General features: G+C 59.3%; 18 protein-coding genes. 10 read left to right on the top strand and 8 right to left on the bottom strand.

Annotation, left to right across the window (positions count from 1 at the left end; genetic code table 11):
• Positions 1–55: 55 nt before the first annotated feature.
• From IB248_RS02405 to IB248_RS02420, 4 genes are all read left to right on the top strand, one after another.
• Positions 56–1,195: a sugar ABC transporter substrate-binding protein gene (locus tag IB248_RS02405; protein ID WP_018855660.1), complete on the top strand. Its 1,140-nt coding sequence runs from the start codon at positions 56–58 to the stop codon at positions 1,193–1,195.
• Between the two features lie 72 nt (positions 1,196–1,267).
• Positions 1,268–2,806 (top strand): sugar ABC transporter ATP-binding protein, encoded by a 1,539-nt coding sequence (locus tag IB248_RS02410; RefSeq protein ID WP_192240199.1) that lies wholly within the window; start codon positions 1,268–1,270, stop codon positions 2,804–2,806.
• Positions 2,803–3,798, top strand: a complete 996-nt coding sequence (locus tag IB248_RS02415) for an ABC transporter permease (protein ID WP_169679703.1) — start codon at positions 2,803–2,805, stop codon at positions 3,796–3,798. Before IB248_RS02410 ends, IB248_RS02415 begins: the two co-directional genes overlap by 4 nt.
• Positions 3,795–4,775 carry an ABC transporter permease gene (locus IB248_RS02420; RefSeq protein ID WP_025658546.1) on the top strand — a complete coding sequence of 327 codons (981 nt, stop codon included), beginning with the start codon at positions 3,795–3,797 and terminating at the stop codon, positions 4,773–4,775. The genes IB248_RS02415 and IB248_RS02420 overlap by 4 nt, the downstream gene beginning before the upstream one ends.
• 91 nt (positions 4,776–4,866) lie before the next feature.
• Here IB248_RS02420 and IB248_RS02425 read toward each other — a convergent pair whose 3' ends face one another.
• From IB248_RS02425 to IB248_RS02460, 8 genes are all read right to left on the bottom strand, one after another.
• Complete coding sequence (locus IB248_RS02425) at positions 4,867–5,364, bottom strand: RES family NAD+ phosphorylase (RefSeq protein WP_169680129.1); 498 nt, start codon at positions 5,362–5,364, stop codon at positions 4,867–4,869.
• A 7-nt stretch (positions 5,365–5,371) separates the two neighbouring features.
• Positions 5,372–5,722, bottom strand: a complete 351-nt coding sequence (locus IB248_RS02430) for an antitoxin Xre/MbcA/ParS toxin-binding domain-containing protein (RefSeq protein ID WP_025658548.1) — start codon at positions 5,720–5,722, stop codon at positions 5,372–5,374.
• 190 nt (positions 5,723–5,912) lie between these two features.
• Positions 5,913–7,115, bottom strand: a complete 1,203-nt coding sequence (locus IB248_RS02435; RefSeq protein ID WP_348648496.1) for an amidohydrolase family protein — start codon at positions 7,113–7,115, stop codon at positions 5,913–5,915.
• A 47-nt stretch (positions 7,116–7,162) separates the two neighbouring features.
• Positions 7,163–8,686, bottom strand: coding sequence for a gamma-glutamyltransferase (locus IB248_RS02440; RefSeq protein WP_246779195.1), 1,524 nt, complete (start codon positions 8,684–8,686; stop codon positions 7,163–7,165).
• A 53-nt stretch (positions 8,687–8,739) separates the two neighbouring features.
• The gene (locus tag IB248_RS02445) at positions 8,740–9,933 is read right to left on the bottom strand and encodes an amidohydrolase family protein (RefSeq protein WP_192240202.1); all 1,194 of its coding nucleotides are present in this window, start codon (positions 9,931–9,933) and stop codon (positions 8,740–8,742) included.
• On the bottom strand, positions 9,930–10,241 hold the full coding sequence (locus tag IB248_RS02450) for a hypothetical protein (protein ID WP_192240203.1): 312 nt from the start codon (positions 10,239–10,241) through the stop codon (positions 9,930–9,932). The genes IB248_RS02445 and IB248_RS02450 overlap by 4 nt, the downstream gene beginning before the upstream one ends.
• Before the next feature lie 226 nt (positions 10,242–10,467).
• A complete protein-coding gene (locus IB248_RS02455; protein WP_192240204.1) occupies positions 10,468–11,166 on the bottom strand; it encodes a GntR family transcriptional regulator in 699 nt (232 codons plus the stop codon).
• 253 nt (positions 11,167–11,419) lie between these two features.
• The gene (locus IB248_RS02460; RefSeq protein ID WP_245267907.1) at positions 11,420–12,100 is read right to left on the bottom strand and encodes a GntR family transcriptional regulator; all 681 of its coding nucleotides are present in this window, start codon (positions 12,098–12,100) and stop codon (positions 11,420–11,422) included.
• 185 nt (positions 12,101–12,285) lie between these two features.
• Between IB248_RS02460 and IB248_RS02465 the strand changes: the two genes are divergently transcribed.
• The 6 genes from IB248_RS02465 (at position 12,286) to IB248_RS02490 (ending at position 20,513) form a co-directional block, all read left to right on the top strand.
• Positions 12,286–14,226 carry an ABC transporter substrate-binding protein gene (locus IB248_RS02465; RefSeq protein WP_192240205.1) on the top strand — a complete coding sequence of 647 codons (1,941 nt, stop codon included), beginning with the start codon at positions 12,286–12,288 and terminating at the stop codon, positions 14,224–14,226.
• Between the two features lie 72 nt (positions 14,227–14,298).
• Positions 14,299–15,285: an ABC transporter permease gene (locus IB248_RS02470; RefSeq protein WP_018855673.1), complete on the top strand. Its 987-nt coding sequence runs from the start codon at positions 14,299–14,301 to the stop codon at positions 15,283–15,285.
• Entirely contained in the window at positions 15,282–16,436 is a 1,155-nt protein-coding gene (locus tag IB248_RS02475) for an ABC transporter permease subunit (RefSeq protein ID WP_192240206.1), read from the top strand. The genes IB248_RS02470 and IB248_RS02475 overlap by 4 nt, the downstream gene beginning before the upstream one ends.
• A complete protein-coding gene (locus IB248_RS02480) occupies positions 16,433–18,133 on the top strand; it encodes an ABC transporter ATP-binding protein (protein WP_192240207.1) in 1,701 nt (566 codons plus the stop codon). The genes IB248_RS02475 and IB248_RS02480 overlap by 4 nt, the downstream gene beginning before the upstream one ends.
• Positions 18,134–18,136: 3 nt before the next feature.
• Positions 18,137–19,345 (top strand): D-mannonate dehydratase ManD, encoded by a 1,209-nt coding sequence (manD, locus tag IB248_RS02485; RefSeq protein WP_192240208.1) that lies wholly within the window; start codon positions 18,137–18,139, stop codon positions 19,343–19,345.
• Positions 19,346–19,358: 13 nt separating this feature from the next.
• Complete coding sequence (locus tag IB248_RS02490; RefSeq protein ID WP_192240209.1) at positions 19,359–20,513, top strand: mandelate racemase/muconate lactonizing enzyme family protein; 1,155 nt, start codon at positions 19,359–19,361, stop codon at positions 20,511–20,513.
• Positions 20,514–20,748 lie beyond the last annotated feature (235 nt).

Raw genomic sequence — 20,748 nt, forward strand, 5'->3', positions numbered from 1 at the left:
CTGGAGGTTGAGGATATTGGAGGGCGGCTGCGTCCGCCTCTGGAGGAGGACATCCATGCTTAAAAACGTGAAAGCGAATTCTGCGCGCGTTGCGGCAGTTTCCGCACCGATCCTTGCGCTGTTGTGCGGCGCTGCATATGCAGAACCGAAAGTTGTGAACGGACCAGCAGCTGATCCAGGCTGCATGACGCCTTGGGCTTCCGATACTCAGTTTCTGCAGTATCCGAAAAAGGAAGGTCCTTACCGCATCGCGCTCGCCAACGGCTACATTGCCAACACATGGCGCATCCAGATGGTCCAGACTGCAAAGGCGTATGCGGCGCAACCGGACGTCAAGGCGAAGTTGAAGGAGTTCAAGGTTGTCTCAACCGGAGAGGACGTGCCGGCGCAGATTTCAGCGATCAACAACTTCATCGACGCCGGCTATGATGCGATCGTCGTCAATGCCCAAAACCCGACAGCCTTTGGCCCCGTGATCAAGAGAGCCAAGGAAGCTGGCGTCGTGCTTGTAGCATTCGACAACACCCTGGACACGAAAGACGCGATCAACGTCAACGTCGATCAGAAGGGCCTTGGTGTCACCTGGGCCGAGTGGCTTGTCAAACACCTGCCGAACGGCGGCAAGATTTTGGAAGTCAGGGGTGTCGCTGGCACGTCCGTTGATACCGACCGCCATAATGGCATCAAGGAAACACTGGCAGCCTCCGGCAAGAAGTTCGACGTGACCGAAGTCGTCGGCAAATGGGATGACGGCGTTGCCCAGAAGGCGACAGCAGATGCTATAGCGACAAATGGACCCTTTGACGGGATTACCGCCCAGGGTGGCGACACCGGTGTCGTTCAGGCGATGATCGACGCGAAGCACCCCTTCGTTCCGTTCGGCGGCGAGACCGAAAATGGCTTCCGAAAGCTTTGCGCCGCTCATGCGGGCGAGGGGCTAGTTTGCTCGTCAGCCGGGACAGGGCCAGCTCAGGTTGCTGTCGCCATAAAGACTGCCATCGCAGCTCTTGAGGGCCAAGTGGTCCCGCAAGCCGTCAAGTTGCCGACGGCACTCGTGTCGCATCCCGACTTGAAGAAGGATCAGGACTATTACCCTGACCAGTCCGACAACTTTTTCGTCGGCAACTCCTTCCCAACTTGCGGCATCAATTTCACGGCGCAAGAAATCATGGGGCAGACCAAGGAAAACCAATAGCAGCAAGTGCTCATGGGATTGACTGCGGGCATGCGTGCTCGCAGTCACAGGCGAAATGCACCCGATGGGAGGGTGATCTTGTCAGAACCACTGTTGCGCATGGAAGGCATATCGAAACGCTACGGCGGCGTCATAGCCCTCAACGAAGCCGATATTGCAATTCGACCCGGCGCGATCCATGCCGTCCTCGGCGAGAACGGTGCAGGAAAATCGACGCTGATCAAAATCATGGCCGGGGTGACGGCACCCGACGACGGCCGAATGCTGCTGGATGGCAAGGCGGTATCTTTCTCGTCGCCTGCGATGGCGAATGCGGCAGGGATCGTTTCGGTCTTTCAAGAGCTGTCGCTCATTCCCGACCTTTCGGTCGCCGACAACATCGTCATCAGCAATCCGCCCACGCGTTTCGGGATGATCGCCCGCGGCGCCCAGCGACGGATCGCCGAGGAGGCGCTTTCGCGCGCCGGCGCCTTCGACATTCATCCGTCATCGCTGGTCAAGGACCTTCCGCTTTCCCGTCGGCAAATGGTCGAGATTGCCAAGGCTCTCGCGCGCAGCCCTCGGCTGATGATCCTGGACGAGGCGACCTCCGCCTTGAGCAAGTCAGATGTCGACAAGGTCTTCAGTGTCCTGAAGCGACTGCGATCGGAGGGATTGGCGCTCGTCTATATTTCGCATCGCATGCATGAAATTGCAGAACTCGCCGACGACTGTACCGTGTTCCGGAACGGGCGTAGCATCGAATCCTACAAAGCCGGGACAAAGACCGATCAGCAGGTTGTTGAGCTGATGATCGGTCGGGAATACAAAAGTGTGTTTCCAGCCAAGCCGGGCGTCGAGATTTCGAGGCCGCCCGTCCTTTCCTGCTCTGGCTTGTGCTGGGGGGATCGTCTGACTGACATTACATTCGATGCGCGCCCGGGCGAAATTGTGGGTGTGGGCGGCCTGGACGGGCAGGGTCAACGTGAGCTCCTGCTGGCGCTTTTCGGCGTGCTTCGCGACGTCAGGGGCGACGTGAGGATCGATGGTCGCGGTGTGCGATTGACCAGTCCCAAGGAGGCGAAGTCGCAGGCAGCCTCCATTGCTCTCATCCCGGAAGATCGAAAGACCGAGGGATTGATGCTGCCCATGACAGTGCGGGAGAATCTTTCGATAGCGGCCCTTGGCAGCGTTTCGCGGAAAGGTGTCATCGATCGCGGCGCGGAGGCCGCTTGCGTTGGCGAACTCTTGAAGCTCCTTGCCATCAAGGCGGCGAACATCGACATGCCGGTCAGCAATCTGTCCGGTGGAAACCAGCAGAAGGTTGTCATTGCCAAATGGCTGATGAACCGGCCCCGGATCATACTGCTGAACGATCCCACACGCGGCATCGACGTCGGGACCAAACAGGAGATCTACCAGCTGCTGCGAAACCTTGCGGACGGTGGCGCGGCAATTATCTTCTATTCCACCGACTACGACGAACTGATTGGTTGCTGTGATCGAGTCCTTGTGATGTACGACGGCACGATCGCCAGCATGCTTGAAGGTGACAATATCAACGAACGCGCGTTGATTGGCAGTGCGTTGAACATCGCTGCCAAACAGGTGGAGCGGGGGCCAACACTGTGAACACGGGAAAGGTCGGTGAATGGCGATTCCGGTACGAGCTTCATAAAGGAACGCTTCTTGCCGCGGCCCTCTTTGTGGTGATGTTCGTCATCTATGTTTCCAACCATCCAGCGGGCTTCACACCAAACGTTGTGCAGACAGCGTCCAACAAGGCAACGCTCCTCGCCTTCGTCGCGATGGCGCAATGTCTCGTGGTGATCACGGCGGGCATAGACCTTTCGGCCGGGATGGTTCTGGTTCTGTGCAACTGTCTCGCATCCTGGCTTGTCGTCGGCACACCACTGCAGACGGGCTTCGGCATCGTCGCCGTGCTGGCGGCGGGTCTGGCCTGCGGCACCTTGAACGGTCTGATCATCATCTTCGGCAGACTGCAGCCGATCGTAACGACAATCGCCACCAGTGCTATCTTTTTCGGGCTTGCGCTACTTTTGCGCCCAACGCCGGGCGGCTCTGTTAACGAGACACTTGCTGACGTCTTCACCTCCAAGATGTTCGGGGTGTTGCCCACTAGCCTGATCGTTCTCGCTGCCACGATACTTTTGGTCTGGATCCCGTTCAGCAGGTCGGTTTATGGGCGTGCAGCCTACGCCGCCGGGTCTTCGGAGTATGCTGCCTATATGTCCGGCATGCCGCTCAAGCGGGCTAAGCTTCTGGCCTATGCCCTTGCGGGGCTCTTGTCGGCCATTGGCGGACTTTATCTCACCTTCTTTTCTTATACAGGCGAGGCGGCCTTTGCGAGCGGCAATGCTTACACGCTCTACTCGATTGCCGCAGTTGTCCTTGGAGGCGTGTCTCTAGCGGGGGGAAAGGGCAGTGCCGTCGGCGCCGTGTTCGGGGCGCTTGCCTTCCGCACGATCGGCGATCTTCTTTTCGTCTTTGATCTCGACCCACTCTGGCAGCCTCTGTTCCAGGGCATCGTGTTGATGCTCGCGATCGGCATTGGCTCGATCGGGCTGGCCCGTGTACGCAATCGACTGGAATGGTTCCAATGAGCGAAGATGCTTTCGGCATGCGGCATTCAATAATTCCTCGTCGGCTGCGGGGAAGAGATCCCGCGGTGGCGATCGCCTTCGGTTGCATCCTGCTCCTGCTGCTTGGCGGATCGATCTATTCTTCGAATTTTCTCTCGCCCGATTACCTCCTGCAACAGTTGAAGGTGGCCTCTTTCCTCGGCGTGATCGCGACGGGGATGATGATGGTAATCCTGCTCGGGCAGATTGATCTGTCCGTTCCGTGGACAGTGACCGCTGGCGCGATGATGGCCTGTGCTGCGACGGCTTATGGCGCAGGTGGATCACTCCTGGCAATTCCATTCGGAATTACGTGCGGGGCAGCGATTGGTCTGGTCAACGGACTTGCCGTCGCCTACCTGCGCATTCCCTCTATGATCATCACGCTTGCGACCAACGCCGTCGTGCAGGGACTGATGGTCGTCTACACGGGCGGGTTCTCGCCGCAGGATTCTGCCTCTCGGGCGATGCGATTTCTCGCGACCGGATACACCATCCCCTCTGTCCCCAACGGCGTTCTTGTCTGGCTTGCCGTTGGCATACTGGCGGTTTTCCTGTTGACCAGAACGACCTTCGGTCGATCGCTCTATGCGATCGGAAACCGCGAACGGGCGGCCTATATGTCGGGCATCGATACCCGGCGTGTTACTATGATCGCCTTTGTCATCTCGGGTTCGCTCAGCGCACTTGGTGGAGTCTTGCTGGCCGGTTATGCGTCAAAAGCCTCACAGTCGATGGGCGACGCCTATCTTCTGCCGTCAATCGCGGCCGTGGTCCTTGGTGGAACCCATGTACTTGGTGGAAAAGGGACCTACCTCGGTACGGTGGCAGGCGTGATCCTTATTACCCTACTGCAGTCGATCCTCTCGGTAATGCAAATTGAAGAAGCGGGTCGCCAGCTGATCTACGGCGTAGTGATCGTGAGCATGCTTTTGCTCTATGGCCGACAGAAGACCTGAAGCCGGTTGGCGGCGGATCCGCTATTGAGCCCGATCGAACGTTGCGACGTTCAAGTCATACACCAATGCGATTGCGATCAGCTGAGCCTAGCTAAGGCGACAGACGATGTTCGTCGTCGATGAGCGTCACCCGACTGGGTAACGCGGCGCTCCATTGCCAGAGGACAAGGTTGAGATCATTGTCAGTTGCCCCGTGCGCAAAACTCCTCACTAGCAATCCGTGAAAACCCGCCTGGCTGAGTGCGCGGGCGAACGCCTGCGTCAATGCCTCCCCGTGTTTCCTCATTTGATCGCGCCATGCCGGATCAGCAAGCATGCTGGCGTCCATTCCTTCGCTTCGCAGAGCAACCTCGTCCCGGCAGTCGAAAACACGCTCAATGTCAGCGTCGTAAGATACCAGCGTGGTCGGCTGCAAGCTGCCGACCTGATTGGCCTCGCGTAGCGCGGCAATTACCGAAAGAGACGTATAGAGCGCCGGGGTTCCTTTTCGGTTGAACCGTCCGCGATAGAGTTCCGCTCCACGCCCGGACAACGCGTCTTGCGCGTAGATCGGGTTGAGCGCGCGATAAAGGGTGCCCTTAAAGTGCATCGGCAAGTCAGGCGTGAACGCCCGCATCGACTGCATCGATGTAGTCAAGGACGTCGTTCGCGCGTCCGTCACGCACCAGTTGCATTGCCGTCAAACCGGAAAATCCCGACAAGGGCTCCGAGCGATACCAGGCATAAGCCATCAGAGCCGAACCGAACCGGGGCTCGACCTTGTTGATGACTTCTGTGACCTCGCGTAGTCGCCGCTGCGTCTTGTCGGAACGAATGCGATCCTTACGCTGGATGGCATCCTTGCCAAGTCCAGCGGTCAGCGCGATTTCCTCGCTGGTCGTGCGCAATGCTTGCGCGATCTTGCGGGGCGAGAACAGGCCGCCGTCTGCATACCGAGCAAGACCCATGATATCCAAAACTCCCATACATGCCATTGATACTGACGTTATATAGCGTCAATTCCACTGTGATTCAATGGCTGGCACATTGGCGCCGGAACGGCGTCCCCTTGAACCCTCCGTCTGATTTGTTTGCAGGCCAGCAGGCTCAGAGCCACACAGGCACAAGACGGTTACACGGTCGGCATTGGTACCGCGTTCACACAAGTGAACGTCTGCGGATCCGAGCTCGACCATTGTTGAAACTCATGTGGCCATTCTTCCAGCCGGCGAGGACACGGCCGACCTCGCGCACAGCCGCCATCGGGCCGACCGCATCGACAAGCACGATGGTCGCGTCACCGTCGACCCAAAGGCCGTGCGGAACGCCGAGCTGCCTCGCCGCCGATTGTCCTACCATTTCAAAGACCGAGTGCACGTCCTCGTCCCGCGAAAGCTGTGCGATATTGGCATAGAGATTTGCCATGCGGATCAGCGAGGCGTCGCCATAGGGAGTGAAAGGGTTCATGACGTTGTTGGTAGCGATTGAGGTGACGACGCCCCGCCGCGCGATGACATGCGCCGGTGCGACGCCCCGCGGCACCAGTCGGTCGTGCCCGCGGCCAGTGAGGAAAAGATCTGTCGCCGGAAGAACGGTGAGCGCGATGCCCGCTGCAGCAAGTTTGTCGGCGATATGAATGACATCGGCCAGCGGCATGGCCGAAAGATTGGTGACGTGGCCGATTGCGACCCGTTCTTGCCAGCCATGGCGCTCTGTGGCCGCAATAACAGCCGGCAAATCGCTCTGGCCGGGATCCAGATGGAAATCGAGATGAAAATCCACTGCGACGCCGTGCCTGACAGCGAGGGAGAAGATCAGGTCCACATGCCTGACTGGATCGGGATCAGTGTAGGGGCAGCCACCGACGAGATCGGCCCCTTCTGAGAGCGCCCGGTCGAGCATGTCCAGCATCTGCGGCTCGTTCGTGAGACCGTCCTGCGCGAACGCGCAGATTTCAATATCAATCGCAAAAGCGTATTCCGCCTTGACGCGCTTGATTGCCTCGAAGGAGCGAAAGCCTGCGCGCGGATCGATCTCGACGAAGGTTCGCATCCGTACAGTGCCGTGCGAGATCGCCTTTTCGACGACCTGGGCGGCGCGATCGTAGACGTCCGCCTCGGTGAAGTCTGCCTTGGCGCTGGAAGTCTGTCGCACCGCTTCAGCAAGTGTTCCCTCGCAGATCGAGCAACGATCGAGGATGCAGGCCTTGTCCAGATGGACATGCGTGTCGACGAAACCACCAAACGCAAAAGCGCCATCGCCTTCGAAGTCCTCGACGGCCTCGCAACGAAACCCGGGCTCGATCGCCACGATCCGGTTGCCGCGAACAGCGATATCGACGAGTCCGCCATGCTCCTTCACCCGGACATTGCGGACAAGCAGGTCGAGCGGACTGTCGCTTGCAGCGCTCACAGGCCGATTGCCCCGCCGTCACTGCGAGGGTCGTGAGCTGCTTCCAACATGCCGTCACCACTGATGCGGATGATACCTGCCTGACCGCCGAGTGGACTGAGCGGAGCGATGGTCGTGACCTCATGGCCCATCAAGGCAAGCGCCGCGATCACGTCACTGCCAATATTCTCCTCGATCTTCAGGTTGTCGCGGCTATCGGAAAAGGTACGGCCGAGCAGGAAGCGTGGCCTGGAAAGGGCCGCCAGGGGATCGAGGCCATGGTCGATGAGGAGGCTCAACAGCAGTGCCAGCGTCTGCGGCTGACCGTCGGCACCTTGCGTGCCATAAACCAGATGCGGGCGGCCGCCCTTCAGCGCCAGGCCGGGATTGAGGGTGTAGAATGGACGCTTTCCAGGCCCGTAGCGGTTCGGGCTTATGGGATCAATGCTGAAGGCGGCGCCGCGGTTCTGCCAGAGAATGCCCGTATCGCCGGCAAGGACGCCGCTGCCCCAATCGAAATAGATACTTTGAAGCATCGAGGCTGCCCGCCCCCTGGAATCGACCGCGGCCAGGAAGGACGTGTCGCCCTGCCGATAGGGATGCGCCCAGGCGGCAGCACGGGTGGGGTCAATTGCGGCGGCCTTCCCGGAAAGTCGATCGGGATTAAGGAGTGCCCCGGAGGCATCGTGACCGAATGCCGGATCAGCAATCAGATGCCGGTCGCGAAATGCCTGTTTCACCGCCTCTACCAGCAGGTGATAATAGGATGCACTGTCGACCGCCTTGTCTGCCGGTAACAGATGAGCGAGCACGCCCATGATAGCGAGTGTGGTCACGCCCTGGGTCGGGGGTGGCGGCGCCAAAAGCACTGTTTCACCATAGGATAGTCGCAGGGGCGCAACGACCTGGGTGTTTGTCGCTGCAAGATCGGCAGCAGTAAGCGGCGAGCCGGCCGCGGCAAGACCGCTTGCGATGCGGCCGGCGAGCGCCCCCTCGTAGAATTCGCGGGCGCCGTTGCTGGCGATCGCTTCAAGGCTCCTCGCCAGGGCCGGCTGGCACTGGATGCCGTCCCGCCTGAAAAGGTCGCGAAAGCCCGGCCACGCGTCGGATTCGGCGGCACGAAAATCGAACCAGAATGCCTGCGACGCGCTCACGGCATAACCGTTTCCGGCCAGGGCGATCGCATCGTCCAGCAATCCCGACAGGCTCTCGGCGCCACCCCAAGCGGTTGCGGAATAGCTGAGCACCTTGTCCCAGCTGTCGACCAGGCCGGCGGTGGTCAAGGTCGAGGCAGCGCCGCGCAATGGGATCGTGTTGCCGGGGACGGCAACATCTGCCGCCTGCCCTATGCCGAGGAACGTCCGTGCATCGCCGGCCTCGTCGGAGACCATCCAGACGGCGTCTCCGCCGAGACCACAGAAATGCGGGTAGACGACCGAAAGTGCTGCTCCAGCCGCGACCAGCGCCTCGATCGCATTCCCGCCGCGTGAAAGCACCCGGGCACCGGCTTCGCTCGCCAGCCAATGCGGTGTTGTCACCATGCCATCACGCGATCGCGCGCCGCCCGTTTTGGTCTGCCTGCTTGAAAATTGCATCAGCGGACCACTGCGCCGTTGTCGGCCACCAGCCGACCCTGCTTGAAGACGCGTCGCGGCTTGGGGACGGCGACGACTGCCTCCGGAATGTGATCGGCGGCGAGTGTCACGAAATCAGCCTTGGCGCCGACGGCGATGCCATAGCCTTCAAGATTGAGCGCCTTGGCGCCTCCTGTCGTAACCACATCGAAAGCCGCGGAGAGCTCGGTATCGGTATAGAAGCCGGAGCGATAGGCGATGATCTCTGCCCGACGGAGCATGTCGCCATCGCCGAAGGGCCACCACGAATCGCGGATATTGTCGTTGCCTGAAAAAACATTGACGCCGGCGGCCCGCAGCAATGCGACCGGCGGGAAATTGTGATTTCCTGGAGCGTTGGTCATGATCGAGACGCCGCTTTCTGCAATGACGGCGGCGATCTTCTTTGCGGCATCCGGAGCGAGGTCTCCAAGCCCGTAGGCGTGGCTGACGGCGACATGCCCCTGCATGCCGAGCGTTGCGGTCCGCGCGCAGATCTCCTCGATCGTCATGGCGCCCATCGTGCCGGCATCGTGGAGATGTATGTCGACATCGACACCCCGTTTTTCGGCAATTCCAAAGACCACGTCGAGATGCCCCTTGATATCACGATCGAAGGACAGCGGATCGAGCCCGCCGACCAGATCGGCTCCCATGCCAATCGCCTCGTCCATCAGGTCGCGCGTGCCGGGGCTCGTCAGGATACCGCTCTGCGGGAAGGCGACGAGCTGAATGTCGATGATGTCCTTGTATTCTTCGCGGACGGCCAGGATGGTTTCGAGCGATTTCAGCCCGACCGAGCCATCGACCATGACATGGCTGCGCATCTGCAGCGCGCCGTTCGAAATGCAGAGGTCGAGCTGGCTGCGGGCACGCTCGTCCATCGGTGCGGCGGCTGCCATGTTCTCGGCCTGGAAGGCGACGCGCTCATGCACGTCAAACCCGTTGGTGCAAGGTTTATGCGGGATCCATTTGTCGCCGTAGAAGCTCGTGTCCAGATGGATGTGGCCCTCAACGAAGCCCGGGACGAGAAGCGCACCGGCAATATCGAACGTGCGCGCAGAGCCGGGGCTCGACCCAGCAGCAGCAATGGTAGAGATGCGGCCGTTGGAGACCAGAATGTCGTTGAGCGTGCCGTCGGCGAGCTTGGCGTTTGTAAAAAGTGTTTCGGTCACCGGGATCTCCCTTGATTTCTTTGTTGTATCATCAATCCAAATCCGTTGGGATCGGGGAGGCGCCTGTCAATCGATCGTCGTGCGACGATCAGTTCTGCGGCAAGGTTCCCTGCACGCCTTCGATGAGCCAGGTCATGCCCTTGATATCGGCATCCGCCAGTTCCTGGCCCTTGGTCACCTTTACCCGTGCCGTTCTGGTCCTTGCTCACGCTGGCAAACGGCTTCAGTTTGGCGCTGGTGATCGCAGCTTCTGCGGCCTTCATTTCGGCGGCGACCGGCTCGGGCAGGTCCGGATTGCTCGTCGTCATCTTGGCATATCCACCCGCTTCTTGGCTACATGATATCCGTAATCATGTATGCAACAATGGTGCCAGATTGTATCAGAAAAGGACTCCTGGCAGCACAGAGTGGATAGATACATGGATTCATTCGAGGAAAGCCGCCGACACCATCACGTACAAGCGTGTCGTCTCCGGTTCTCGAATGTCTACATAAGATGCATAATCATGTATACATGATTGAAAAAGCGGCAGCCTAACCGCTGCCACGGGCGGAAAAGCGCGACAGGATCGAGCCGAGATCCAGTTCCGCCGCGGTATCGTCCTCGATCAGGGCCCTGCTTTCAACCGATGACAGATGGTCGTCCATCAAATGCTCAGCCGCAGCAATATCGCCCTTCTTGAGCGCGCCGATCAGACCGGAATGTTCGCTGATGGCGCACTCGCTTGAGTGCGGCCGGCTGTACATGGCCAGGATCAGCGAACAGCGGGATACGAGTTCGGAGAGATATCGTTCGAGCAGCGCATTGCCCGAGAGTTCCGCAAGCTTGAGGTGGAATTCGCCGGCTAGCCGGGTCGAGAGGCGCACATCCCCCTTGGCATGGGCGGCCTCTTCTTCCTGCACGTGATCGGAGAGGATCTTCTCGACTACCGGGCTCCAGCGCGCGATCACCGCCTTCATCACCTCCCGTTCAAGCGCGCGCCGAACAGCAAAGGCATTGCGCGCCTCGTCGAGGCTCGGCTGGGCAACCGTGGCAGTTCGCTTGTGGTAGGTGTCGACGAGCCCCTGGGCCTGCAGTTTCGCCAGCACGGCGCGAACCAAGGTTCTGCTCATTGCGAAGTGCCTGCCAATCTCGTCTTCTGGCAGCTTGGTTCCGGCTTTCAGCGCCTGTTCGATTATGGCCTGTCGGAGAGTGCGATGGGCAACGTCTACCCGGTCGGAATTCGATGACATTGGACTTCAGGAATGTTTTCGATGACGTATACGTTATCTCGTGATCACGCGTGCATCAAGGACTTGCCCTGTATTGCCGAAGGCACCTCGCGTCATGAGCCACAGCCATGGCCAGCCTCAAGCCAACGAACGATCGGCGCGTGGACAAGGTCAGCGTCCCGATCGCAATTACTGCGAGGGCCATTTCCCATCATCGAAAGGCGCAACAACCGTGACGGCCCCGGCCCGGCGCGATGGCCGAGCTGCGGCTAAATCACGACCGCTGCTTGTTGAGCCGCATGCGCTCGATGATGTGTCGTCCTGATCCACCAACATGTTTGGCGATAGCGTTCGCCGCCCCGTCCGCATCCTGCTCCTTGATGCATCCGATGAGCTCGCGATGCTCCTCAAGAACGTTCGACTGGCGGCTTAGGGAGGTGGGAAAGCCGCGACTTATCGCCCACAAAATCTGACGATGGCGAATCCAGAGATCGACAGCGTGCCTGTTGTAGTGCCGGTCGTACATCAGCCGATGAAACTGCATGTCCAGATTTGAGTGTTTCAGCTCATCCGAAAAATTCAGGGCCTCGATCTCGGCCTGAATGCGCTCCAGTTCATCGACATCTGCTCGCGTCGCAACCCCGACAAACCAACGCGTCAGCGCCGGCTCGATCAAGACCTCTATTTCGCAGATATCTCTGACGAACTCCTCGTCAATCGGCCGCACTCGGGCGCCGCGATTGGGCATCATGACCACGAAACCCTCGCCGCGCAGCTGCTGCAATGCTTCTCGCACCGGATTGGTGGAGGTGCCCATACGCGCGGCAAGCTCGGCGACCTTCAGGCGCTCGTTAGCCTTGACGCGGCCATGGATGATGTCATCGCGCAGGCGCTCGTAGATGGACGCGCCATTTTCCTCGGTCAACTCGTCACCGTCAGGCATTGTCTGGGGCATTCGCGTTATCGTGGTCATAAGATTGCTTTTAATACACTTTCCCCCGGTTTGCCAATACCTCTTCAAATTGTTTGTACATTCTGATTGACATATAATGTACGATCTGAAAGTTTTCGCTCCACGCGATTGCCGACCTGGCTTTCGTTTTCAGTCGGCGGAGAGGGCCGGTTATCAGGAGGAAAAGAATGGGTTACCAGCAACAGCTGCGTGGCCTCGTCCTATCGACGGGGTTGTTGAGTGCGGCGCTCTTGGGAGCGATTGCTCCTGCCTTTGCGGTGGATTTCAAACAGGCGCCAATGCTCGACGAGCAAGTGAAGGCCGGCAAGCTGCCAGCCGTTGCCGATCGCCTTCCTGAGCATCCCTTCGTCGAAGCTATGGTTGATGGAATAGGCAAATACGGTGGCACGCTGCGCACCACCATTCTCGCCAATGGCGACCAGTACAATCTGACCCGCACCATCGCCAATGAACTGCTCGTTCGTTGGGATCCGGCCTGGCAGAAGGTGATACCTTCGCTGGCGGAGGAATTCACCGCATCGGATGATGCCACCACCTATACCTTCAAGCTTCGCAAGGGGCTGAAGTGGAGCGACGGCCAGCCTTTCACGGCCGATGACATCTTGTTCTGGTACGAAGACGTGTTCATGAACGACGCGCTTTCCCCGGCCAAGAACCCGACCTTTACGGTCGCGGGAAAACCGGTAAAAGTGCGCAAGATCGACGACCTGACAGTCGAATTCAAATTCGACAGCCCCTATGGCCTGTTCCTGCAGCAGCTCGCCTACGGCCAGGGTCATCTGCCGGTCATCTACCCCAAGCACTACCTCAGCCAGTTCCACGAGAAGTATAACAAGGACGGCATCCCCGCTCTGCTGAAAGCCAATCCGGCTGCAGGCGATTGGGTGGCGCTGTTCAACTCGAAGGTCTCCCTGACCTTCCAGCCGCCTTACTGGCAAAACCTCCAGCTGCCAACGATGAACCCGTGGATCCTGACGGTACCCTATGCCGACAGCGAACGCGTCGTCGCGACCCGCAATCCCTACTATTGGAAGGTGGATCCTGAGGGCAACCAGCTGCCCTATATCGACGGCGTCACCTGGGCAAAGCTCGACGATCCACAGCTGATGGCGCTGAAGATGACCTCGGGCGAGTTCGATTTCGCGTTCCGCCACATCAATAATTCGACCTTCAAGTCGGTGCTCTTCGATGGCCAGGAAAGCGGCAATTATCGCTTTGTCGACGTGAAGGACCTGCCGGCGAATGATGCCGTCATCCTGCTCAATCTCAACTCGACCGACGACACCAAGCGCAAGCTTTTCCAGAACAAGGATTTCCGCATCGCGCTCAGCCACGCGATCAACCGGCAGGAGATTATCGATCTCGTCTATGTCGGCCAGGGCGCCCCGGCGCAGGTGGCGACGCAGCCCGAGCACGAGCTTTTCAACGAGCGTGAAGCCAAGCAATACACGGAATTTGATCCGAAGCTTGCCAACGACATGCTCGACAAGATCATGCCGAAGAAAGACGCGGAAGGTTTCCGTCTCGACGACAGCGGCAAGCGCTTCACCATCAACTTCATGGTGGCGGACGTTTTCGGGCTCTCCTATCCCGACGTGATGCAGATGGTGCAGAAATACGCCAAGGACGTCGGGATCGACATCCAGCTGCGGACCACGGATCGCGCTCGCTTGAACACCATGTGGGCAGCAAACGAGCAGGATGCCTATATCTGGAACTGCGTTGGCGGCCTGTCTGAAGTCTATACCGACCCGCGTTGTTACATGCCGTTCCAGAAGGCAGATATCTTCTTCGCGATGAAGTGGAGCGAATGGTATTCGAACCACGCCACGGGCGAGGAACCTCCAGCCGAGATCAAGGCTCTCATGGCAGCCTACGACAAGGTCAACGCTGCCGTAGGCGACAACGATCGTCGCGAGAAGATGAAGGAATTCCTCAATCTTTCCGCCGACAACTTCCTCAACATCGGCATTTCGCGCCCCATGCCGAAATATATGATGGTGTCGAAGAACCTGAAGAATGTCGTCAACGGCATTCCGATCACCGGCAATCTCTGGCATCCGGCCCCGACGCTGACCCAGTGGTACTTCGACAAGCCGGCTAACTAAACTCCTCCGGGCCGGCGGGGAAACTTCCCCCCCCCGGTCCGCCCCTTCGATCCTATCGAGCGGTCAGAAATCATGCTCCGTTATATCGCCAAACGGCTGGTGTTCGCGATACCGACACTCCTTGCCGTTTCCATCATCGCCTTCATCATCATCCAACTTCCGCCCGGTGATTATCTCACGACTCTAATGGCCGACTGGGCAAGCCAGGGTGGGGCGGTCGAAGAGGGCACGGTTGCCGCCATGCGTGAGCGCTACGGTCTCGATCAACCGATGTATTTCCAATATTACAAATGGATGGCCGGGATCCTCATGCATGGCGATTTCGGGATTTCATTCGAGCTCGGCAAGCCGGTCACCGAATTGATCTGGGGCCGCCTTGGCTTCTCGCTCCTCCTGTCCTTCCTGACGCTCTGCTTCGTATGGGCGATCGCCATTCCGATCGGCATTCTGTCGGCCGTGCGCCAGTATTCGATCTCGGACTATTCGGCGACCTTTCTTGCCTTCTTCTTTCTCGCCGTGCCTGACTTCCTGATGGCGCTTTCGGCGATGTATGTCATGTCGGCTTATTTTGGCCAAAGTGTCGGCGGCCTGTTTTCGCCCGCTTTCGTCGACGCGGCCTGGAGTTTTGCCAAGCTTGGCGATTTTGCCAAACACGTCTGGCTGCCCGTGCTCGTCATCGGCCTCGGCTCGCTTGCAGCACTCGTTCGCATCATGCGCGCCAACCTGCTCGACGAATTGTCCAAGCCCTATGTGACGACGGCCCGCGCCAAGGGCATGTCCGAATTCGAGCTTCTCATTCGCTACCCGGTGCGGCTTGCACTCAATCCGCTGATCTCGACGCTCGGCTGGATCCTGCCCGCCGTAATTTCGGGTGAGATCATTGTCTCGGTTGTCATGAGCTTGCCGACGACGGGACCGCTGCTGCTGCGCGCCTTGCTTGCACAAGACATGTATCTCGCTGGCTCGCTCATCCTGTTGATTTCGGTGCTTACCATTATCGGCACGCTGATTTCCGACATCCTGCTCGCCATCACTGACCCGCGGATCCGGTTCCAATGACAGACATCACTCGGCTCCCGCCGGAGACCGGCACACCGATCGACCTTCACCGCAGTAATATTGCCGTTGCCGGCCAATGGCGGCTCTTCTGGCTGAAATTCAAGAAGCACAAGATCGCGCTGGCAAGCCTTGTCGTCATCGTGTTCATGTATCTCGTCGCTGCCTTCGCGGATTTCATCGCGCCGTTCGATCCCAACGCGACCAATGCGCGTTTCACCTACGCCCCGCCACAGGGCATATCGCTTCTCTTGGACGGCTCATTGCGCCCACACGTCAATCAGCTGAAGATGACGTTGAACACAGAATCCATGCGGCGTGAGTTCACCCCGGATCCCGCCAAGCCGATCCCGGTCGGCTTTTTCGTACCTGCGGCGCAACCATACACTCTCCTCGGCATCATCCCTATGAGGACCAAGCTCTTTGGCCTCACCAACCCGATGCCGGGAGACAGCATGTACATCTTTGGGGCAGATCGCCTCGGACGAGACATCTTCTCGCGCGTGGTCCATGGTGCCCAGATCTCCCTCTCGATCGGCCTTGTCGGGGTCTTCATGAGCCTCATCCTTGGCGTCACGATCGGCGGCATATCCGGATTTTTCGGGGGCTGGGCCGATATCGCCATCCAGCGTTTCATCGAGCTGTTGCGCTCGATCCCGACGATCCCGCTATGGATGGGGCTGGCGGCAGCAATCCCCGTTGGCTGGCCACCGCTCAGGACGTATTTCGTCATCACCCTGATCGTTTCGCTGATTGGCTGGACGAGCCTGGCGCGGGAGGTGCGTGGCAAGTTTCTCTCTCTGCGCAATGAGGACTTCGTGATTGCCGCACGTCTCGACGGCATGAGCGAGCTCGGCATCATCTTCCACCATCTGGTGCCGTCCTTCATGAGCCACATCATCGCCACGCTGACGCTGGCGATCCCCTCGATGATCCTGGCTGAAACCGCACTCTCGTTCCTCGGCGTCGGTCTACAGCCGCCGATCATTTCCTGGGGCGTGCTCCTTCAGGAGGCGCAGAACATCCGTGCGGTCGCTCAAGCGCCCTGGCTCCTGTTCACGCCGGCTGCCGCAATTGTCATCTCGGTGCTTTCCCTCAACTTCCTCGGCGACGGCCTCCGCGATGCCGCAGATCCCTACGAGTCGGTGTCATGACCATGAACAACGATACACTCCTCAAGGTCGACAACCTGAAAACCTACTTCCCGACGCGCACGGGTCTGTTCAAGGCGGTCGACGACGTGTCCTTCGAGCTGAAGCGCGGAAAGACACTCTGTGTTGTCGGCGAATCCGGATCCGGGAAATCGGTTACGGCACGCTCCATCCTGCAGATCGTCGATAAACCCGGTCGTATCGAGGATGGTTCGATCGTATTGACGCGGGGAGACGGCTCATCGGTCGATCTCGCCAAGCTCGACCCGCGCGGCAAGGAAATTCGCGGCGTTCGCGGCAAGGAGATCGCCATGATTTTCCAGGAGCCGATGAGTTCACTGTCGCCCGTCCATCGTATCGGCGCGCAGATCGGCGAAGCGCTGCGCATACATTTCGGCATTCGCGGCAAGGCGCAGCGCGACCGCGTTCTCGAGCTGCTGCGCCAGGTCGAAATACCGCGCCCTGAAACCGCAATCGACCGCTACACTTTCGAATTCTCCGGAGGCATGCGCCAGCGGGTCATGATCGCCATGGCGCTCGCCTGCAATCCCCAGGTTCTGATCGCCGATGAGCCGACGACAGCACTCGACGTGACCACCCAGGCCGAAATTCTCGATCTGATCAAACGACTGCAGCACAGCCACGGCATGGCCGTGCTCTTCATTACCCACGACATGGGTGTCGTTGCCGAAATCGCCGACGAAGTCTTGGTGATGTATCGGGGCAAGGTGATGGAGCGTGGCTCCGTGGAGCAGATTTTCCACGCACCAAAGGACGACTACACGCGCCGCCTGATCGGTTCGGTCGTCAAGTTGGAGAAGAAGGCGGAAGTTCGGCTGACACGATCCGAAATCCCCGTTGGCTCGCCACCGCTACTCGCGGTCAAGAACCTGTCGCTGACTTTCCCATCCGGCCTGAAGGCAGTGGACGACGTGTCGCTGATCGTTCGTGCCGGTGAAACCCTCGGCATCGTCGGTGAATCCGGCTCGGGCAAGACGACAATGGGACGTTGCTTGCTGCGCATTTACGATCCGCAAGCCGGCGCTATGAATTACCGCCGCGCTGACGGCAGCACGGTCGATCTTTGCTCGGCCGACAAAACGACATTGAAGGATGTTCGCCACGATATCCGGATGATCTTCCAGGACCCGGTCGGATCGCTCAGCCCACGCAAGACGGTCGGCCAGATCATTGCCGAGCCGCTGAAGCTCGCTGGCGTGAAGGGCAGATCCCTCGATGATCGGGTCTCGGAACTTATGCAGCAGGTCGGCCTCGAACCGGCCTGGCGTGAACGCTACCCGCATGCTTTTTCCGGCGGTCAGCGACAGCGTATCGGTATTGCGCGGGCGATTGCGCTCAAGCCGCGGCTGATCGTTGCCGATGAAGCAACCTCGGCACTCGATGTGTCGTTGCGCTCACAGATGCTTGACCTCATGATGAAGTTGCAGGACGAGCTCGGTCTCTCCTACGTCTTCATCTCGCACGATATGTCGGTTATCCGCTACATGTGCGACCGCGTTGCTGTGATGTATCGCGGCAAGATCGTCGAGGCGGGCGACACCGATCAGGTCGTCAACAATCCGGCGCATGACTATACCCGCGCGCTGCTCTCCGCCATTCCTCATCCCGACCCGCGCAACCGGCGCATTCACAACCGGTTCCGCTACGACCCCGCACGTACAGTATCAGCCAACGGATAAGTCATGAAAATTACCGACGTCAAAATCATTGTCTGCTCGCCCGGACGCAATTTCGTCACCGTCAAGATCTTCACCGACGAGGGGCTGACAGGGGTCGGCGACGCCACTCTGAACGGTCGTGAAAAGGCCGTCGTAGCCTATCTTCAGGATCATCTTGCACCATTGCTCATCGGCCGCGATCCAAGCCGCATCGAGGATATCTGGCAGTATTTCTACAAGGGAGCCTATTGGCGCCGCGGTCCTGTGACGATGGCGGCGATCGCCGGTATCGATACCGCACTTTGGGACATCAAGGCGAAAGCCGCCAACATGCCGCTTTACCAGCTGCTGGGCGGCGCCAGCCGCGAGAAGGTGCTGTGCTACACACACGCGCAGGGCACTGATATTGGCGAAGCGGTCGAAGCGGTCGGCAAGCGAATTAAGCAGGGCTACAAGGCGATCCGCGTTCAGGTCGGAATTCCCGGTCTGCCTGACGTCTATGGCACCGGCAAGAAGTCGGTCACCAACAACGCTGCAGACGATGCCATTCCTCACGAGGAAACATGGTCGACGTCGAAATATCTGCGCTATGTTCCCGAACTCTTCAAGGCGGTCCGCGAGGCGCATGGCTGGGATATTGAGCTCCTGCATGACAGCCACCACCGCCTCACGCCGATCGAAGCGGCGCGGTTGGGTAAAGACCTCGAATTTGCACGGCTCTTCTGGTTGGAAGACACGGTGGCGGCCGAGTATCAGGAGGGCTTCCGTCTGATCCGCAAACACACCACGACACCGCTTGCCGTGGGTGAAGTCTTCAACACGATCTGGGACGCGCGGCTGTTGATGGAAGAGCAGCTGATCGACTACATCAGGACGACCACGGTACACGCCGGCGGTGTGACCGCCCAAAGGCGCATCATGGATTTCGCCTGCGTCTATAATGTCCGCACTGCCTGCCACGGCGCAATGGACATGTCGCCGATCTGCCTCGGCGCCAACCTGCATCTCGACCTCTGGGTGCCGAATTTCGGCATCCAGGAATATTCGGGCTACCTGCCGGAAATCCTTGAGGTGTTTCCGAGTGCCTGGAGCCTGGATGACGGTTATCTCCATCCGGGCGATGCGATCGGCCACGGTGTCGATATCGATGAAAAGCTTGCCGAGAAATATCCATATCAGCGCGCCTATCTGCCTGTGAACCGTCTCGAAGACGGCACGCTCTGGCACTGGTAACCGGAGAACAGTCATGAAGATCACAGCAATCAAGAGCTACGCCGTCAAGGTTGGCATTCGCAACCAGCTTCTGGTGAAGGTCGAGACCGATGACGGGATTTTCGGCTGGGGCGAGAGTGGACTCTCCGGCCGCGAGAAGGCGGTCGCCGGTGCGCTGGAACATTATGCGGAATTCTTGCGTGGCCGCGACCCGTTCAAGATCGGGGCGCTCTGGCAGGAGATGTATCGCAGCCAGTATTTCGAGGGCGGTCGCGTATTGCAGGCTGCGATCTCGGCGATCGACATCGCGCTCCATGACATCAAGGGCAAAGCGCTTGGCGTGCCCGTCTACGAGTTGCTCGGCGGCAAGCAGCGCGACCGGATACCGACCTTTGCGACGACCTTCGCGGAGCCGGGGCCAGCGATGATCGAGCAGGCACAGATGCTGGTCGAGCATGGATGGAGGGCCATGCGACTTTCGCCCTCGGGTCACGAGCACAAGGAGATTTACGAGCCCCGCGAACATATCGCGATGACAGCGAAATGGTGCGTCAAAGCTCGGGAAACACTGGGCGAGGAAATCGTGCTGGGCATCGACTATCACCACCGCCTGACGGTCGCTGAAGCTGCAAGCTTCTGCCAGAAGATGCCGAAGGGCACACTGGACTTCCTCGAGGAGCCGATCCGCGACGAGACACCGGGCGCCTACGAGGCGCTGCGTCGAATGACCGATGTTCCGTTTGCGATCGGCGAGGAGTTCTCGTCGAAGTGGCAGTTCCTGCCCTTCATCGAGCGCGACATTCACCAGTTCAATCGCCTTGATGTCTGTAATGTCGGCGGCCTGACTGAATCGATGAAGGTCGCCGGCTGGAGCGAGGCTCACTATGTCGACATGATGCCTCACAATCCACTCGGCCCGGTATGCACGGCTGCCACGATCCACTTCTGCGCCGCTGTTGCGAATTTTGCCTGGTTGGAAACGCGGGCGAGCCCCGCGGAGACGCATCTGGGTTTTGACAATTCTGACTTCTTTCCGGTCCAGCCACGGCTTGAGGCTGCCTGCTATCCAGTTTCCGATGCGCCCGGCCTGGGGGTCGAAGTGAACGAGGCGTTGATTGCCAGGCAGAGCTTTGAATTCTGGGAGGCGCCTCATCTGAAACGCCGGGATGGCTCGGTGACGAATTGGTGAGAAAGGGAAGCGAGCCGACTTGAACGGGCGGGAAATTGCGCGCCGGGTTTATCGGTCCTCGCACATGGCGCAAGGCGCACTTTTCACCGACCCTTTCTCGGTCCAGGCAGAGAACTACCGCAGGGCACTTGGCTCGAATTTTTGGGATTGAGGTCGCCCGCGTTGGGCCCGGAAAGACCGGCGGACCAACGTCACTTCGTCGCATGTTGCCATCATCGTCTTCTGACTTAAGCCG

It is taken from the genome of Rhizobium sp. RHZ01, from assembly GCF_014851595.1.
Taxonomy (GTDB): domain Bacteria; phylum Pseudomonadota; class Alphaproteobacteria; order Rhizobiales; family Rhizobiaceae; genus Rhizobium; species Rhizobium altiplani.

Excerpts from the sequence above, each read along its gene's own strand:
- IB248_RS02405 (WP_018855660.1), top strand. The coding sequence starts at position 56 with ATGCTTAAAAACGTGAAAGCGAATTCTGCGCGCGTTGCGGCAGTTTCC.
- IB248_RS02420 (WP_025658546.1), top strand. The coding sequence starts at position 3,795 with ATGAGCGAAGATGCTTTCGGCATGCGGCATTCAATAATTCCTCGTCGG.
- IB248_RS02425 (WP_169680129.1), bottom strand. The coding sequence starts at position 5,364 with ATGCACTTTAAGGGCACCCTTTATCGCGCGCTCAACCCGATCTACGCG.
- IB248_RS02430 (WP_025658548.1), bottom strand. The coding sequence starts at position 5,722 with ATGGGTCTTGCTCGGTATGCAGACGGCGGCCTGTTCTCGCCCCGCAAG.
- IB248_RS02440 (WP_246779195.1), bottom strand. The coding sequence starts at position 8,686 with ATGGTGACAACACCGCATTGGCTGGCGAGCGAAGCCGGTGCCCGGGTG.
- IB248_RS02450 (WP_192240203.1), bottom strand. The coding sequence starts at position 10,241 with ATGACGACGAGCAATCCGGACCTGCCCGAGCCGGTCGCCGCCGAAATG.
- IB248_RS02455 (WP_192240204.1), bottom strand. The coding sequence starts at position 11,166 with ATGTCATCGAATTCCGACCGGGTAGACGTTGCCCATCGCACTCTCCGA.
- IB248_RS02460 (WP_245267907.1), bottom strand. The coding sequence starts at position 12,100 with ATGCCCCAGACAATGCCTGACGGTGACGAGTTGACCGAGGAAAATGGC.
- IB248_RS02465 (WP_192240205.1), top strand. The coding sequence starts at position 12,286 with ATGGGTTACCAGCAACAGCTGCGTGGCCTCGTCCTATCGACGGGGTTG.
- IB248_RS02470 (WP_018855673.1), top strand. The coding sequence starts at position 14,299 with ATGCTCCGTTATATCGCCAAACGGCTGGTGTTCGCGATACCGACACTC.
- IB248_RS02475 (WP_192240206.1), top strand. The coding sequence starts at position 15,282 with ATGACAGACATCACTCGGCTCCCGCCGGAGACCGGCACACCGATCGAC.
- IB248_RS02480 (WP_192240207.1), top strand. The coding sequence starts at position 16,433 with ATGACCATGAACAACGATACACTCCTCAAGGTCGACAACCTGAAAACC.
- manD (WP_192240208.1), top strand. The coding sequence starts at position 18,137 with ATGAAAATTACCGACGTCAAAATCATTGTCTGCTCGCCCGGACGCAAT.
- IB248_RS02490 (WP_192240209.1), top strand. The coding sequence starts at position 19,359 with ATGAAGATCACAGCAATCAAGAGCTACGCCGTCAAGGTTGGCATTCGC.